This is a genomic window from Nonomuraea rhizosphaerae (assembly GCF_019396405.1).
GTDB lineage: Bacteria > Actinomycetota > Actinomycetes > Streptosporangiales > Streptosporangiaceae > Nonomuraea > Nonomuraea rhizosphaerae.
In genome coordinates this window covers 1-15,749 of sequence record NZ_JAHKRL010000220.1, presented here as the reverse complement: position 1 = coordinate 15,749, position 15,749 = coordinate 1, and the positions used below count along the sequence as shown (strand labels likewise).

The window sequence follows — 15,749 nt, the reverse complement described above, 5'->3', positions numbered from 1 at the left end:
CCGCCCCCACGACCCGCACCACGGCGTCCATCTCCCCCCCCCCCACGGCGAACCTGGGCTCGAACCCGGCCTGCCGGCAGGCCGCCAGCGTCGCCTCCCGCAGGTCGTACCCGCGTCTGAACATCACCATCGGCCGGCCGCGCAAGTCCTCTATCCGCAGGTACGGCCGGCGCGCCGGCTCGTGGGAGGGGGAGGCGACGACCAGGTTCTCGCGCAGGATCTCCTCGGCCACCAGCGACGGGTCGTCGCCCTGGAGCGGCGTGATGATCAGCGACATGTCGAGCTGTCCCCTGGCCAGCGCCCGGACCAGGTCGCGTGAGCCGCCCTCCTCCACCAGCAGCTCGATGCCGGGGTAGGCGCCGTGGAAGCGGGCCAGGGCGTCGGCCAGCAGGCCCGAGCACAGCGACGGCGTGGCCCCGAGCCGCACCCTGCCCCTGCGCAGGCCGACCAGCTCGGCCACCTCCCGCTTGGCGGTGTCGGCGTCGGCGAGCATCCGGCGGGCCAGCGGCAGCAGCGCCTCGCCCGCGGGGGTCAGCGTGACGTTGCCGCGGGCGCGGGAGAACAGCGGTGCGCCGAGGTCGCTCTCCAGCGCCTTGATCTGCTTGCTGAGCGACGGCTGGGCGACCCGTACGCGTTCGGCCGCCTGGGTGAAATGCCTGGTCTCCGCCACCGCGACGAAGTAGGCCAGTTGTTGCAACTGCATGTGATTTACCTCGCACCGGCTCCTGGCTGAGTGCGCGTGAGCCGTACAAACCTCGGATCATAGCCGAAGGCTATGGAAACCAGGCCCACCATGACTTGGACGGATCATCCCTGGTCACCTACCTTCGGAAGACGTGACAGCCACGATTGAGCGAGGCGCCGCGACCGAGCCCGTCGCCTCCGCCGCACCACCCCCGCGCAAGGTCCGCTTCCTGACCTCCTCGAACGGCAAGAAAGTCGTCATGGCCGTCACGGGCGCCGTGATGGTGCTGTTCCTCGTGGGCCACATGGTGGGCAACCTCAAGATCTTCATCGGCAAGGACTCCTTCAACGAGTACGCCCACGCGCTGCGCACCCTGCTGGAGCCGATCGCGCCGTACCGGACGCTGCTGACCCTCGTGGAGATCGTGCTCGTCGTGTCGGTCGGCCTGCACATCTGGGCGGCCGTCTCGCTGTCGCGGCAGGCGCGTCGCGCCAGGCCGGTGAAGTACGTGGCCAGGAAGAAGTCGCAGGCCAGTGGCTACACCACGCACATCATGCGGTGGGGCGGCGTCACGATCGCGCTGTTCGTGGTCTGGCACCTGCTGGACCTGACCTTCGGCGTGGTGAACCCCAAGGGGACGAACTCCCTGCCCGCCGACCGGATGATCGCCGGGTTCGACCCGTCGCGCTGGTGGGTCACGATCATCTACGTCGTGGCCGTCGTCATGGTCGGGCTGCACCTGCGGCACGGGATCTGGAGCATGTTCCAGACGGTCGGGCGCGGGACGGCGCGGCTGCGGCCCGTCGCCGCGCTGGTCTCGGCGGTCCTGGTGATCGGCTTTCTCGCGCCGCCGCTGGCGATCACGTTCGGAGTGGTGAAGTGAACTACATCGAGGGCCCGGAGATCCGGGACACCAAGGCGCCTGAGGGCCCCATCGAGGAGCGGTGGGAGAAGCGGAAGTTCTCCGCCAAACTCGTCAACCCGGCCAACAAGCGCAAGCTCGACGTCATCGTGGTCGGCACCGGCCTGGCCGGCGGCTCGGCCGCCGCGACGCTGGGCGAGCTCGGCTACAACGTCAAGTCCTTCTGCTACCAGGACACGCCCCGGCGCGCGCACTCCATCGCCGCGCAGGGCGGCATCAACGCCGCCAAGAACTACCGCGGCGACGGCGACTCGATCCACCGGCTCTTCTACGACACGGTCAAGGGCGGCGACTTCCGCGCCCGCGAGTCGAACGTCTACCGGCTGGCCCAGGTCAGCGTGAACATCATCGACCAGGCCGTGGCCCAGGGCGTGCCGTTCGCCCGCGAGTACGGCGGCCTGCTCGACACCCGCTCCTTCGGCGGCGCCCAGGTCTCCCGCACGTTCTACGCCCGCGGCCAGACGGGCCAGCAGCTGCTGCTCGGCGCCTACCAGGCGCTGGAGCGGCAGATCGCGGCCGGGACCGTCACCATGCACACCCGCCACGAGATGCTCGACCTGATCGTCGACGACGGGCGGGCGCGCGGCGTCATCGTGCGCGACATGGTCACCGGCGAGATCGAGCGGCACCTGGCCGACGCGGTCGTGCTGGCCACCGGCGGCTACGGCAACGTGTTCTTCCTGTCCACGAACGCCAAGGGCTGCAACACCACGGCCATCTGGCGGGCGCACGAGCGCGGCGCGTACTTCGCCAACCCCTGCTACACGCAGATCCACCCGACCTGCATCCCGGTCTCGGGCGAGTACCAGTCGAAGCTGACGCTGATGTCGGAGTCGCTGCGCAACGACGGCCGGGTCTGGGTGCCGCTCGCCGCCGGGGACTCCCGGGCGCCCGGCGACATCCCGGAAGAGGAGCGCGACTACTACCTGGAGCGGATCTATCCCGCCTTCGGCAACCTCGTCCCCCGGGACATCGCCTCCCGCGCCGCCAAGAACGTCTGCGACGAGGGCCGCGGCGTCGGCCCCGGCGGGCTCGGGGTCTACCTCGACTTCCGCGACGCCATCAGCAGGCTGGGCAAGGACGCCGTGGAGAAGAAGTACGGCAACCTCTTCGAGATGTACGAGCGCATCACCGGCGAGAACCCGTACGACGTGCCGATGCGCATCTACCCGGCCGTGCACTACACGATGGGCGGCCTGTGGGTGGACTACGACCTGCAGTCCACGATCCCCGGCCTGTTCGTGATCGGCGAGGCCAACTTCTCCGACCACGGGGCCAACCGGCTCGGCGCCTCCGCGCTGATGCAGGGCCTGGCCGACGGCTACTTCGTGCTGCCCACCACGCTCGGCGACTACCTGGCGGCCGGGCCGTTCGGCGAGGTCTCCGAGCAGGCCGTCGCCGAGGCCGAGATCAAGGTGCGCACCAAGATCGACCGGCTCATGTCCGTGAACGGCACCCGCACCCCCGACTCCTTCCACCGCGAGCTGGGCAAGCTCATGTGGGACTACTGCGGCATGGAGCGCACCGAGGAGTCGCTGCGCAAGGCCCTGGAGCGCATCCCCGAGCTGCGCGAGGAGTTCTGGAACAACGTCAAGGTCTCCGGCGGGCCCGAGGAGCTGAACCAGGTGCTGGAGAAGGCCGGGCGGGTCGCCGACTTCTTCGACCTGGCCGAGCTGATGTGCCTGGACGCGCTGGTCCGTACGGAGTCGTGCGGCGGGCACTTCCGCGCCGAGTCGCAGGACGCCGACGGGGAGGCGCTGCGGGACGACGCCTCGTTCGCGCACGTGTCGGCCTGGGAGCACACCGCTTCCGGTGAGCCGGTGCTGCACAAGGAGCCGCTCGAGTACGAGTACGTCAAGATGAGCCAGCGGAGCTACAAGTGAACCTCGTGTTGAAGATCTGGCGACAGAGCGGCCCGTCCGACTCTGGCCGGATGGTGAAATATCACGTCAAAGACGTCTCTCCGGACATGTCCTTTCTTGAGATGCTTGATGTGCTGAACGAGCGCCTCATCCTCGAAGGCGATGACCCGGTGGCCTTCGACCACGACTGCCGCGAGGGCATCTGCGGCATGTGCGGCATGGTCATCAACGGCGTCGCCCACGGCGAGCAGGTCGCCACCACGACCTGCCAGCTCCACATGCGCCACTTCGAGGACGGCGCCACCATCACCATCGAGCCCTGGCGCGCGGCGCCGTTCCCGGTGGTGAAGGACCTGGTCGTGGACCGGTCGGCGTTCGACCGCATCATCCAGGCCGGCGGCTTCGTGTCCGTGCCGGCCGGGTCGGCTCCCGACGCGCACAGCATCCCCGTGCGCAAGGAGGACGCCGACTCCGCCTTCGACGCCGCCACCTGCATCGGGTGCGGCGCCTGCGTCGCGGCCTGCCCGAACGGGTCGGCGTCCCTGTTCACCGCGGCCAAGATCACCCACCTGTCGCTGCTGCCCCAGGGGCAGCCGGAACGGCTGTCCCGGGCCAAGGCGATGGTGGAGCAGATGGACGCCGAAGGGTTCGGGGGGTGCACGAACACCGGTGAGTGCACGGCGGTGTGCCCGAAGGGGATTCCGCTCGACACCATCGCACAGATGAACAGCGACTATCTGAAGGCCGCCAAGTAGGTCTGTAGGGATTGTTCCGGGTCCGCGGTTGAGGGCGGGCGGGTGGTCGATGCGTGCTTGAGTTTTCCGTCGGCGGGTCTTGTCTACGAACGGCCTGCGCCGCGTAGGACGCGGAGGGCGTTGAGGGTGATCATCTCGTGCGGCCCGCCACGTCCCCAGTCCACGGCCTCCCGCATGGTCGCCCTCCCCGGCGGATGCCACCAGTGGCCGCCCGCCCGCCAGCGGCCGTCGGGCAGGCGGCGCCGTTCCAGCAGGTCCAGGGCGTCCGAAGCGCGCGGGTCGGTGACCCTGCCGAGCCGCGACAGCACGAGCAGGCCCTGCAAGATGTCGTAGTGCCAGTACGGCGGGTAGTGCGGGACCAGCCACGACGGGTGGACGGGTGGCCCTCACGTCGCAGTTCCAGCCGCCGTCCGGCCACTGCCATTCGAGCAGCCGTTCCGCGAGCCGCGCCGTCCTCGGATCTTCGGCGAAGCCCAGCCGGCAGCAGGCCGCCAACGCGTTCCCCTCGATCGACGCGTGCCGGCGGGGCAGCCCGTCGATCACCGGCCCCTTGCGCTCCTCCGACAGCCACGACAGCACGAAGCCGGCGGCGGCCGCGGCGCGCGGCTCACCCGGCGGGACGCCCAGCTCCGCCATCGACACCAGGCGCCAGTGAACCCCGGTCCACTTCCGGTACGGGTGACCGCCGAACCCGCCGTCCGGCTGCTGCCCGGACAGCAACGCGCTGACCTTGGCGCCCTTCAGCACGTCCTCGTGGTCGGCGGGTGTTGTCCCGGCCCCGGCGGACGATTCCTCGTTGAGGAGGTCGCGGCGGGCCAGGAGGCGGACGGCGGGCTCATCGCTGGACAGGAGCCAGTCGAGGGCGGGCGTGGCGCTCGGGTCCATGGGTGTATGGTCGTCCGTCCACGGGCGACTGGCCACCGGAACGGGCGCGTCGGTTCCGGGCGGCGGGTTCGCTAGGCGGCCGAGGGGCCCGCGGGGCGGCGGATCGCGCGTGACGGGTCGTCCGGCGCGCAGGCCACCACCATGAACAGCGCGCAACTCGCCAGGAACGGCCCTGGCCCGAGCTCCCCGTCCTCCAGGCACCCGTCCTCCAGGCACCCGTCCTCCAGGCACCCGTCCTCCAGATACCCCGCCTCCACCGCCCGGCCGATCGTACGGCGAAGCCCGAACAGCTGCTCAGCCGTCTCCAGATCCCGGATCACCGGAGCGAACACCACCGCCGTCCGCACGACCAGCCCGGCCCGTTCAGCGAGACGGACCAGGCTGCGTCCGATGTCAGGGTTCCGGATGACTTCGGAGGTGATGTACCGGACCAGACCCGGCCCGACGGGCGAGTCGATCAGCAGCCCGTGCCAGTCCGGCTCGGCCATCGTGATGGCGCCACCCGGCCGGGCCAAGCGCCGGAACTCCGCCATCACCTGTCCAGGGTCCCGTACATGCTGCAACACCCGATCCGTACGCGCCCGGTCCACGGTGCCGTCGGCGAGCGGGATCGTGTGGGCGTCCCCGAGCCGGACCTCGACATTGGGCCGGTCGGCGAGCCGGATCCGGGCCAGGTCCGCCATGACAAGATCGTGGTCGAGGCCGACCACCGTGCCGGTGCCGGTGACCGCGTCGGCGAGGTCGGCCAGGTCGGTGCCGGGCCCGCAGCCGATGTCCAGCACGGTCTGGCCGGGGCGCAGGTCCATCATGGCGAGCAGTTCCCGCTTGTATGCCCGGCCGGGAGTGCTTGCGGCGAGTTGGTCCAGGTACGCGATGGTTGCCATGTTCGTGAGCCAAGCAGATCGCGGTGCAGTGGCCGAGGAGAGCATGTCAAGATCCGGTGCACGGATTGTTGTCGGACTCCTTCAGTACGATCCACGGGATGGAGACACCAACCGTCCGCCTCGCCCCCTGGTCCGAGGACGACCTCGACCTTCTGCGCCGCATCAACGCCCCCGAGATGACCGAGCACCTGGGCGGGCCCGAGACCGATGAGCAGGTCGTCGCCCGTCACGAGCGCTACCTGAAGCTGGACGACAAGGGCAGGGGCGTCATGTTCACGCTGGTCGTCGCGTCGGGGCTGAAGGCCGGCTCGATCGGCTACTGGGAACGGGAGTGGCAGGGCGAGCTGGTCTACGAGACGGGCTGGGGCGTTCTGCCGGAGTTCCAGGGCCAGGGCATCGCCACGGCCGCCGCCTTGGCCGTCGTGGACAAGGCGCGAGCGGAGGGCAGGCATGCGGACCTGCACGCCTATCCGTCGGTGGGGCATCCGGCGTCCAACGCGATCTGCCGGAAGGCGGGGTTCACGTTCGTGGGGGAGTACGACTTCGAGTACCCGGCAGGCAACCTGATCCGCAGCAACGACTGGCGTCTCCGCCTGCTCCCTTAGGCGTACGGCGGCGGCAGGTCGGCGGTGGTCTCCGGTCGTACACGTTGTCCTGCGAGCCGTCCCTGGCAGGTGGCACGCTCCGCCGCTGTCGGGACAGCACTCCCCTCATGTTCAGGAGAAGCCACCACCAGCTCGCCGACGTATATCGGCCGACCGGTCAGTTGCCTCAATTGACGGGCAGCGCTGTTCGTATCCACTCACTACACCGCCCGATCCGCCGAGTCATCGCCCGTAGACGACCACCTCTGGTCGGTCGGTTCTGCGACAGCGAAGCGACAGAAATGTGACACCGGCCGCCGTTATGTTTCAGGTAAGCGGACGACCTGAAGCGCATCAGCTACGACGTTTGCACATAGAACGCGATCCATTCCCGCACGACATCAGCAATAAGTGGTCGCAATCGACGTGATGGGTGAGTGGTACGTAGCTCGCTGACAAGTCGAATGAGCGCCGCAGATCCCGTCCTCTCCCCGACCTGGTCGGGACGGGGCGGTGATTCGCCGCGCCCAGTCCGCACGGTCGTCCGCATGCAGTGCCCTGTAGCCGCAGGTCGTGCCTGATGCGCCTTTGCGCCCATTGTCGAAGCCGGGGTCGGTCGTTTCGACGCCTGGCATGTGCTGCTCTCACCTGCGGAACGCCGTTCCGTGGCCTTCGGTTCGATTGAGGAGTCAACCCATGATCAAGAGTAATTTCATGCGAGGCTCGCTGGCCACTCTGGCTGCCACCGTCATGGCGGTCACGGGCCTTTCCGGGGTGTCGTCCGCTTCGACGGAGGCCGCCACCTGCCCGCTCTTCTTCGTCTGCGTCTACACGGCGTCGTCGTCGCACCCACAGCTCATTCTGGAGGGCGAAAGTGAAACGTTCCCGCCCGGCTTCATCATGACGGGCATAACCAACGGCACCACCATTGATTACTGCGTCGGCGGGAATCCGTCCTTCAGCCTCCGGGCGGGCGGGCAAGTGACCAACACCCAGCCCCTCAGGTCAGTGGGCCCCGGCACGCGCTGCGCCTCCTGAGCGGCCAGACGGACACGCGCTGACCCGACCTCGGGACATGATCCCGGGGTCGAGCCGGCATGTCATGGGGTTCCGGCCGTCGGGGCGTGGGGCGCAGCCATCGTCCGGAGTCTGCCGCGTCCCATGTCGTCATCCTCTGTCGGCCGGGTGCTGGCGGGGGCGGCTCAAGGCAGACATGAGCGTCGAGAGTCCCGCGTTCGGCCGGCTGCGCCTTCCTGAGAGCAAGCTGGGAAGCGGTTTTCTCGGCGCGCGCCCGTTACGGACGGCAGCGGCGTGTGGTTCCGGTCGTGGCGCCTGGGCATCGCCGCAGCTCAGGACCTCAAGGGCGAGTCTTTGCCGCTCCCTGTCCCATTCTCAGAACTTCTTCATGTTCCGCTGAGAAACCTCTGAGGATGCTTGGAGAAAGTCGAGGTGACCAAAGATTTCGCATCGGACGGTGGTCCCGCATGACCTCGACATCCCCCAACCTCGCTGAGCGATCGACTCGCCTGACCGGGCTCATGACGGTGCGCGTCGGGCTCTTCGCGCTGGTCGCGATCGGCATTCTGGGCGCCGCGGCGGAGCTCGCCTTCGAACGCCACTGGCACAGCGTCGTTCAGCTGATCCCCTGGGTGGCCCTGGCGCTGCTGACGGTCGCACTGGTGCTGCTCATCCTGCGGGACTCGCCGCGCATGGTGGCCGTGGTGCGCATAGTCGCCCTGGTGGTCCTGCTCACAGCCGGGTACGGCGTGTACATGCACGTGTCCGTCAACCACGGCATGGGCGCGATGGACCCCACGTGGGACACGCTTTCCCCGCTCACGCAGTGGTGGTACGCGCTCACCAAGTCGGTCGGACAGGCGCCGCCGCTCGCGCCCGGGATGCTGGCCCAGAGCGGGCTGCTCCTTCTGCTGGCCACCTTGACCTCGAAGAGAGTCAAGGCCGGCGCGCATGCGATGGCGAGGAGCGATCGCTCGCAGAAGCAGGAATCTCTGGCGGAGTAGGGCGGCGAAAGTCGGGCTTGGGACGAGGTCAGCCCGGCTGGCAGAGGTTCGTTCCGGACCGTGGTGAACCAGGCGTCGAGGGCGTGACCTTCACGCCTGGTGAATGGTCGGCTGTGAGTTTCAGGACGTGACCGGTCATCTGGGGGCCGGTTGCTGCTGCCTGAGCGGGTCACCCTGCTGAGGCGGTGGCCGGCAGGCAGCGGCTTTCGGATGCGGCGTGGCTGAGGAGTCATGCCGTGAAGTCGTGTTGTGGAGCCGTGCCGTGAGTCGGCGCGTGAAGCGCAGCGGGTCGAGAACGGCGTGCGTTCACAGGGGTACGCGCGCCGAGTCTCGGGCGAGGACGACGCGGGGATGCGAGTGTTCGGACGAATATGAATGCGGCGGTAACAGCTCCAGGCGGGGCATGCCTGGTCAGGCGGTCCAGGAGGCCGTCGTGTCGAGGCGTTCGATCCACAGCTTTTCGGCATCGCCGCCCGGCTCCCATCGGCCGGTGAAGTCGACCAGTGCGCGGCAGCGGGCGATCATGGCCGCCTGGCGTTCCTGCCAGCTGGGCACGGGCTCGCCGTACGCGTCGAAGAAGTACCGCAGGAGCGACGTGTGCTCGGGGTGGTGCATGCGGACGATCCACTCGCACCAGGCGAGGTCCTCGATCGGCTCGCCGGGGTGCGCCCACTCCCAGTCGAGGATCGCCGCCGTCTCGAACGTGGACGGGTCGAACAGCAGATTCTGCGGCCCGTAGTCGCCGTGCACTATCCCCAGCCTGTGGATGCGGGCCAGGGTGTGCCCACAGCCGGCCAGCACCTCGACCACGCGGCCCTCGTCCAGGAGATCCTGGCCGTGTACTCCGCGTACGAACCGGGTGGTCACACTCGTCTGGGTCACCTGATGAAGGGCGGGCACGGGCAGTCGGCCGCGCAGCCGACGCAGGAACCTGCTTTCGGTCTTGAGGCGGACCGCCGCATCAGGACCTTCGTAACACTTCACTACTAGAGCGCCGTCGCCAAAGGTGCTGTTGGTGTACCCGTGCTTCACAGGCACCGATTCTGGCGCACTGGAGGGGCCGTAGGAATCACCTGATGCGGCTCCGATACACGATGTAAGACCGGAGTAGACGTGTACTGAGCTGGCAAAACGTGCGAAGTGGGCGGGCGGTTGGCAGTGGGGTATTCCGATGATGTGTAAAGCGTATCGGCGTGTCGCTGCCAGAGTAGGCGGGCGGTCGCAGTCGCGGGCGGAGGGTGGGGTTGGGGGTGTTCGCGACAGCCCTGTCTGGCTGGGGTGGAGCTGCCTGCTGGGCCTTGTGCGGGGAGGCGTTCCGGTCGCCTCGTGAGCGGGACGAAGCTTGTCCACCCACCCGGGGGCGGGACGAAGCGGCCGTCCGCCTTTGTGTACAGGGCGGGGTCTCCTGTCCGCCTGGGCGCAGGGAGTCTTGGGGGCGGCGGGGGAGTGGCTGGTGGCAGATGAGGCATCGGGTGGTGGGTTGGGGCCCGTCGAGTGGTCCGGCTCATCGGCGGAAGCTGATCGGGCGAACCGGGAGTGTCGGGTTCGTCAGGTCACTTGGGTCGTTGGACGACTGGGGCCATTGGATGGCCGGGGGCATCGGGCGGTTGGAGAAGGGTGGGTGGCCGGGATGGAGTTGGTCGTCGCCGATGGATGTGAGGTGAGTGTCTGTCGGCGGGTTCGAGTCTCGGAAGCTCGAATGTGGCCGGCTGCGGCGGCGGCTCATGGATGTGCTACCTGATGGCTACAGCGGGCTCACCTCCGAAGGCCGGGGATGGGGTCCGACTGCGTAGGTGGTGCGGTGGGGCGCTGTCGCCGGGGCGGGGGAGTCGCTGGTTGCTGGATCTTCGTGTGGCCAGGTCGTACGTGTGAAGGCCGGCTGTCAAAGACGGCAACCCGGGGGACCTGGTAAGAGAGTGTGAGCCTTGTCTCCGAGCGGGAAAATGGTTTGCCTGGTCAGCGGGCGCCTTGTCAACCTTGATGACCTATGCGCTCCCTTCCTGAGGCCGATCCTGGCATGCCCGACATCCGCAGTCCGCTGCGCTATTTGTGGTGGAACGCGCGAAGCCAGACCCCGTCGCTGCTGGCCGGCATCGGCTTCGCGACGGTGTGGTGGCTGGTGCAGGCGTTGGTGCCCGCCGTGCTCGGCAACGGCGTCGACGCCGTCACCGCCAAGGACACACGCGCGTTGCTGATCTGGTCGGCGATCCTGTTCGGGCTGGGGCTCGTGCAGGCGTTCACCGGCATCATGCGGCACCGGATGGCGGTCTACAACTGGCTGGCCGCCGCCTACCGGACGGTTCAGGTGACGACCAGGCAGGCCGCCCGGCTCGGCGCCACGCTGCCCAAGCGCGTCTCGACCGGCGAGGTGGTCAGCGTCGGCAACTCCGACATCGCGCACATCGGCAGCTCGATGGACGTCCTGCTGCGCGGCGTGGGGTCGGTCGTGGCGATCGTCGTGGTCACCGTGATCCTCATCTCCACGTCGCTGGAGCTGGGGTTGCTGGTGTTGTTCGGGGTGCCGCTCATGGCGGTCGCCGTCGGACCGCTGCTCAGGCCGCTGCACAGGCGGCAGAAGGCGCAGCGTGACCTGGCCGGTGACCTGTCCACGAGGTCGGCCGACATCGTGGCGGGGCTGCGGGTGCTGCGCGGCATCGGCGGCGAGCAGGTGTTCGCCGAGCGCTACCGTGAGGAGTCGCAGCGGGTGCGGCACGCGGGCGTCAGCGTCTCCAAGGTCGAGTCGCTGCTCGAAGGGGCGCAGATCCTGCTGCCGGGCGTGCTGATCGCGGTCGTCACCGGCATCGGCGCGTCGTTCGCGCTCGGCGGCGAGATCACCGCCGGTCAGCTCGTCGCGTTCTACGGGTACGCGGTGTTCCTGATCGGCCCGATGCGTACGCTCACCGAGGTCGCCGACAAGCTCACCAAGGGCCACGTGGCGGCCCGCCGGGTGGTGCGCATCCTGTCGATCGAACCTGAGGTGTCGGGCGGCACCGGCGCCAGCCAGGGCGGCGTGCTGCGCGACTCCTACAGCGGGGTCACCGTCCAGCCAGGCATGCTCACCGCCGTCGCGGCCGGTACGCCGGAGGACGCCATCACCATCGCCGACCGGCTGGGCCGCTACGCCGACGGTGACGTCACCTTCGGCGAGTCCGACCTGGCGGCACTGCCGGTGGCCGAGATCCGTTCCCGCATCCTGGTCGCCGACAACGCCGCCCGCCTGTTCACCGGCAGGCTCCGCGACGAGCTCGACGTACGCGGCGGCGCCTCGCCCGAACAGGTGCGCCAGGCGCTGCACACCGCCTGCGCCGAGGACATCGTGGAAGCGCTGCCCGACGGGCTCGACGCCCCGGTGGCCGAGGCGGGACGCGAGTTCTCCGGCGGGCAGCAGCAGCGGCTGCGCCTGGCCAGGGCGCTGCTGGCCGACCCGGAGGTGCTCATCCTGGTCGAGCCGACCAGCGCCGTGGACGCGCACACCGAGGCACGCATCGCCGAACGCCTGGCCGAGGCCCGCGCCGGAAAGACCACGCTGGTCTGCACGACCAGCCCGCTGGTGCTCGACCGCACCGACCACGTGCTGTACGTCGAGGACGGCAGGGTGCTCGCCGAGGGCACGCACCGCGACCTGCTGGCGAACTCGCCCGAATACAGCACGACCGTGACGAGAGGGGAGGACTGAGCGATGGCCCGCGAGATTCTGCCGGTCGCCGACCAGAAACAGGTGCGCGCCTATGCCAGGCGGCTGACGCTGAAGTATCCGCGCCGGCTCGCCGCGGCTCTCGCCCTCCACGGGCTGGCCGCGGTCGTCGGGCTGGTCGTGCCGTGGCAGCTCGGCGAACTGGTGCAGAACGTCCAGGACGGCGGCGAGGTCAACGTCCTGCTCGTCGCCATTGTCATCGGCGCGTTCCTGGCCGGGCAGGGCGCGCTGGTGCGCTACGCGGTGCTCGCCTCCGCCAAGCTGGGCGAGAAGGTCCTCGCCGAGCTGCGCGAGGAGTTCGTCGACCGGGTGCTCGGCCTGCCGCTCTCGACGGTCGAACGCGCCGGCTCGGGCGACCTGATCACCAGGACCTCCCGTGACGTCGACTCCCTGTCCAGGACCGTACGGCACGCCGTGCCCGAGACGCTGATCGCGATCGTCACCTTCGCCATCACCCTGGGCGCGTTGCTGCTGGTCAGCCCGCTGCTCATGCTGCCGATGCTGGTCGCGGTACCGCTGCTGTGGATCTCCACCCGCTGGTACCTCAACCGGGCCCGCGACGGCTACCTGCGCGAGAACGCCGCGTACGCGGACCTGACCGAAGGGCTCGCCGAGACCGTCGAGGGCGCCCGAGCCGTGGAGGCGTTCGGCCTCCAACGGCGCAGGGAGGAGCGGACCGCGCGCGACATCACCGGCTCGTGGGCCGCCGAGCGCTACACGCTCAGGCTGCGCACGATCTGGTTCCCCTGCGTCGAGTTCGGCTACATCATTCCCATCGTCTCGACGCTGCTGGTCGGCGGCCTGTTCTACACCAGCGGCTGGGTGACGCTGGCCCAGGTCACCGCAGCCACCCTGTACGCGCAGCAGCTCATCGACCCGCTCGACCGCTTCCTCATGTGGATCGACGAGCTGCAGGTGGGCGGGGCGGCCATGGCGAGGCTGCTCGGCGTCGCGAACGTCCCCGACGACCGCGCGACCACCTCCGCCCAGCCCATGGGTGAGCAGCTGGAGGCCGACGACGTCCGCTACGCCTATCGCGAGGGCCGCGACGTGCTGCACGGCGTGTCGCTGACCGTCCGGCCCGGTGAGCGGCTGGCCATGGTCGGCCCGTCGGGCGCGGGCAAGTCCACGCTCGGCAGGCTCCTGGCCGGCATCCACGGGCCGCGCACCGGGGCTGTGTCGGTGGGCGGGGTGCCGCTGGTGTCGCTGCCTCTCGACTCCCTTCGTGGTCATGTCGCGCTCGTCACCCAGGAGCACCACGTCTTCAAGGGCACGCTCCGCGACAACCTGCTGATCGCCCGCCCGGAGGCCGACGATACCGCCGTCAGCAAGGCGCTGGCCGCGGTCGACTCGCTCGACTGGGTGCTCGCCCTGCCCTCCGGTCTCGACACGGTCGTCGGGTCCGGCGGACAGGCGATCTCCCCCGCGCAGGCCCAGCAACTGGCGCTGGCCCGCCTGGTGCTGGCGGACCCGCACACGCTCGTGCTGGACGAGGCCACCTCGCTCATCGACCCCCGGGCCGCCCGGCACCTGGAGCGGTCGCTGGCCGCGGTGCTCGAAGGGCGGACGGTGATCGCCATCGCCCACCGGCTGTACACGGCCCACGACGCCGATCGTGTCGCGGTGGTGGAGGACGGGCAGATCAGCGAGCTGGGGTCGCACGAGGAACTGGTGGCGGAGGGGGGCTCGTACGCGGCGCTGTGGAGCAGCTGGCACGGGGCTCCGGCCACCACCGGCTCGTGAGCCCGCCGCCGGTTCCCTGTGGCCATCACCGGCTCCTGTGGCCATCACCGGTTCCCTGTGGCCACCGCCAGCTCTTGAAGCTCCGATCGCCTCTTGAAGTTCCGGTCGGAGGTCGGTGCGGTGGTCTGGTGGGGGAGTGAGGGTGCCAGAGCTGGGAGCGCGGGTCAGCATTTGGTGGTCTGCGCTGGCAGGACGCGATCGGTGAAGTACTTGTCGATGTGGTCGCGGGCGCACTCGCTGGACGGGTAGAGGGTGTGGCCGGGGCCGTCGTGGTGGATCGTGGCGCTGCCCGGCACCTGCTCCAGGATCCGGGCGACCGCGTCGGACTCACGCCAGGCGCCGGCGCCGAGCATCGGGGGCAGGCCCTTGGGGAGCGGGGCCGGTGGGTTGGTCACCGGCACCGGCCAGCCGATGCAGCCGAGCGTGCCGGTCAGCAGCGTGTTGGCGGTGCCCGCGTTGGGGGCGGACCTGCGGACGCGGGCGATCAGCTTGTCGAGCTCGGCGCGGTTGGCGGCGCGCGGCCAGTCGACGCATTCGGTGACGCCGGTCGACTGGTCGGGGTAGCGGGCGCCGCGGGCGGGGACGAAGCCGGAGGCGTCGCCGCGCACGGCCTTGCGGATGGCGTCGCGCACCTTGGGGTAGGCGTCGGGGCCCTGCTGGGCCGCGGACAGGGCGAGGGCTTGCAGGTCGCGGCCGGTGTAGGCGATGCCCGCCGACCTGGCCGGGATCGGGGAGCGGTCGGCCCTGGCGACCAGGGCGCGCCACCGGGCGGGCAGCTCCGGGCACTGGCCGGCGCCCGCGCACCAGGTGAAGAGGCGGGCGAACGTCGTCTCGTTGTCCTTCGCCATCTCCAGCACGTCCTTGGTCCAGTCGGCGCCGCTGTGGCTGATCGTGCCGTCGAGCACCATGGTGCGGACCTTGCCGGGGAAGAGGCGGGCGTAGTCCTGGGCGTAGATGCCCGCGTACGAGGCGCCGTAGAAGTTGAGCTGGGCGTCGCCGAGTGCCTTTCTGATGGCGTCCATGTCCTTGGCATGGTCGGCGGAGCTCATGTTGGCGAACAGCTCGGGATCCTTGTTGCGGCATGCCTCCGCGTAGCCGCGGTTGGTGTCGGAGAGGCGGCCGAGGTCGGCGTCGTCGGTGGGGAAGCCGGGCAGGGGGATGCGGGTCCACGTGCAGGCCAGGCCGGTGCTGAGGCCGCTGAACTGCGCGCCGTAGCCCCGGGTGTCCCAGGTGATGACGTCCATGCGTTTGCGGAGATTGGCCCAGAGCGGTGCGAACTGCTGGGTCAGGGCGATGCCGGGGCCGCCGGGGCCGCCGTACGCGATCAGGACGGACCCTTCGGAGGCGCCGGTCGACTTCAGGCGGCCCAGCTTGAGGGTGATCTTGCGGCCGTCGGGTTTCTGCCAGTCGGCGGGGACCTGGAGGTCGGCGCACGTCATGCCGACCTTGTCGCCGGGACAGGCGGCCCAGTCGAGGGCGGAGGCGGAGGCTCGTTGGAGTTGGGTGGCGGAGGTGGATGCCTGCTGGGGGTGGGTGATTGAGGTGAGGGAGGTGAGCAGGGCCAGGGTGAGGGGGATGGGGTTGGGCATGCGAAGACGATCTCGCGGGGCGGGGGGTCGGCACATCGGAGCAGGGGCTGGTTGTGGAGGGTGCGAATCAGACCGTGGGAGGTCATACCACGGTCTGATTCGCCGAAGGGGCCTCGCGCCGCGTC

General features: G+C 69.6%; 14 protein-coding genes. 9 read left to right on the top strand and 5 right to left on the bottom strand.

The genetic code is table 11. The annotated features are described in order from the left end of the window. A partial coding sequence (locus KME77_RS10805; RefSeq protein ID WP_219465139.1) for a LysR family transcriptional regulator occupies nucleotides 1-703 on the bottom strand: 703 nt, incomplete at its 3' end. Nucleotides 704-836: 133 nt separating this feature from the next. Between KME77_RS10805 and KME77_RS10800 the strand changes: the two genes are divergently transcribed. The 3 genes from KME77_RS10800 to KME77_RS10790 are packed head-to-tail and all read left to right on the top strand — an operon-like array spanning nucleotide 837 to nucleotide 4,224. Continuing rightward, nucleotides 837-1,568, top strand: a complete 732-nt coding sequence (locus KME77_RS10800; RefSeq protein WP_219465109.1) for a succinate dehydrogenase cytochrome b subunit — start codon at nucleotides 837-839, stop codon at nucleotides 1,566-1,568. Continuing rightward, nucleotides 1,565-3,490: a fumarate reductase/succinate dehydrogenase flavoprotein subunit gene (locus KME77_RS10795; protein WP_219465107.1), complete on the top strand. Its 1,926-nt coding sequence runs from the start codon at nucleotides 1,565-1,567 to the stop codon at nucleotides 3,488-3,490. Before KME77_RS10800 ends, KME77_RS10795 begins: the two co-directional genes overlap by 4 nt. Beyond that, nucleotides 3,487-4,224 carry a succinate dehydrogenase/fumarate reductase iron-sulfur subunit gene (locus KME77_RS10790; RefSeq protein WP_219465105.1) on the top strand — a complete coding sequence of 246 codons (738 nt, stop codon included), beginning with the start codon at nucleotides 3,487-3,489 and terminating at the stop codon, nucleotides 4,222-4,224. The genes KME77_RS10795 and KME77_RS10790 overlap by 4 nt, the downstream gene beginning before the upstream one ends. 83 nt (nucleotides 4,225-4,307) lie before the next feature. Here the strand turns inward: KME77_RS10790 and KME77_RS10785 are convergent, their stop codons facing one another. Then, nucleotides 4,308-4,547: a hypothetical protein gene (locus tag KME77_RS10785; RefSeq protein WP_219465087.1), complete on the bottom strand. Its 240-nt coding sequence runs from the start codon at nucleotides 4,545-4,547 to the stop codon at nucleotides 4,308-4,310. A gap of 56 nt (nucleotides 4,548-4,603) precedes the next feature. Between KME77_RS10785 and KME77_RS10780 the strand changes: the two genes are divergently transcribed. Beyond that, nucleotides 4,604-4,879, top strand: a complete 276-nt coding sequence (locus KME77_RS10780; protein WP_219465085.1) for a hypothetical protein — start codon at nucleotides 4,604-4,606, stop codon at nucleotides 4,877-4,879. Nucleotides 4,880-5,180: 301 nt separating this feature from the next. On the opposite strand, the gene KME77_RS10775 is transcribed toward KME77_RS10780, so the two are convergent. Beyond that, nucleotides 5,181-5,993: a methyltransferase domain-containing protein gene (locus KME77_RS10775; protein WP_219465083.1), complete on the bottom strand. Its 813-nt coding sequence runs from the start codon at nucleotides 5,991-5,993 to the stop codon at nucleotides 5,181-5,183. 98 nt (nucleotides 5,994-6,091) lie between these two features. Between KME77_RS10775 and KME77_RS10770 the strand changes: the two genes are divergently transcribed. The 3 genes from KME77_RS10770 to KME77_RS10760 all read left to right on the top strand — a co-directional run bounded on the left by KME77_RS10770 (nucleotide 6,092) and on the right by KME77_RS10760 (nucleotide 8,598). Continuing rightward, nucleotides 6,092-6,598: a GNAT family N-acetyltransferase gene (locus KME77_RS10770; RefSeq protein ID WP_219465080.1), complete on the top strand. Its 507-nt coding sequence runs from the start codon at nucleotides 6,092-6,094 to the stop codon at nucleotides 6,596-6,598. A 675-nt stretch (nucleotides 6,599-7,273) separates the two neighbouring features. Continuing rightward, entirely contained in the window at nucleotides 7,274-7,615 is a 342-nt protein-coding gene (locus KME77_RS10765) for a hypothetical protein (protein ID WP_219465078.1), read from the top strand. A gap of 446 nt (nucleotides 7,616-8,061) precedes the next feature. Beyond that, complete coding sequence (locus KME77_RS10760; protein ID WP_219465075.1) at nucleotides 8,062-8,598, top strand: hypothetical protein; 537 nt, start codon at nucleotides 8,062-8,064, stop codon at nucleotides 8,596-8,598. A gap of 411 nt (nucleotides 8,599-9,009) precedes the next feature. On the opposite strand, the gene KME77_RS29205 is transcribed toward KME77_RS10760, so the two are convergent. Next, nucleotides 9,010-9,630 carry a phosphotransferase gene (locus tag KME77_RS29205; RefSeq protein WP_219465074.1) on the bottom strand — a complete coding sequence of 207 codons (621 nt, stop codon included), beginning with the start codon at nucleotides 9,628-9,630 and terminating at the stop codon, nucleotides 9,010-9,012. Nucleotides 9,631-10,615: 985 nt separating this feature from the next. Here KME77_RS29205 and KME77_RS10750 point away from each other — a divergent pair. Together KME77_RS10750 and KME77_RS10745 are read left to right on the top strand one after the other, a co-directional pair. Next, nucleotides 10,616-12,274: an ABC transporter transmembrane domain-containing protein gene (locus KME77_RS10750; protein ID WP_219465071.1), complete on the top strand. Its 1,659-nt coding sequence runs from the start codon at nucleotides 10,616-10,618 to the stop codon at nucleotides 12,272-12,274. 3 nt (nucleotides 12,275-12,277) lie between these two features. Continuing rightward, nucleotides 12,278-14,035, top strand: a complete 1,758-nt coding sequence (locus KME77_RS10745; RefSeq protein ID WP_219465069.1) for an ABC transporter ATP-binding protein — start codon at nucleotides 12,278-12,280, stop codon at nucleotides 14,033-14,035. A gap of 164 nt (nucleotides 14,036-14,199) precedes the next feature. Here the strand turns inward: KME77_RS10745 and KME77_RS10740 are convergent, their stop codons facing one another. Then, on the bottom strand, nucleotides 14,200-15,624 hold the full coding sequence (locus KME77_RS10740) for an alpha/beta fold hydrolase (RefSeq protein ID WP_219465067.1): 1,425 nt from the start codon (nucleotides 15,622-15,624) through the stop codon (nucleotides 14,200-14,202). Nucleotides 15,625-15,749 lie beyond the last annotated feature (125 nt).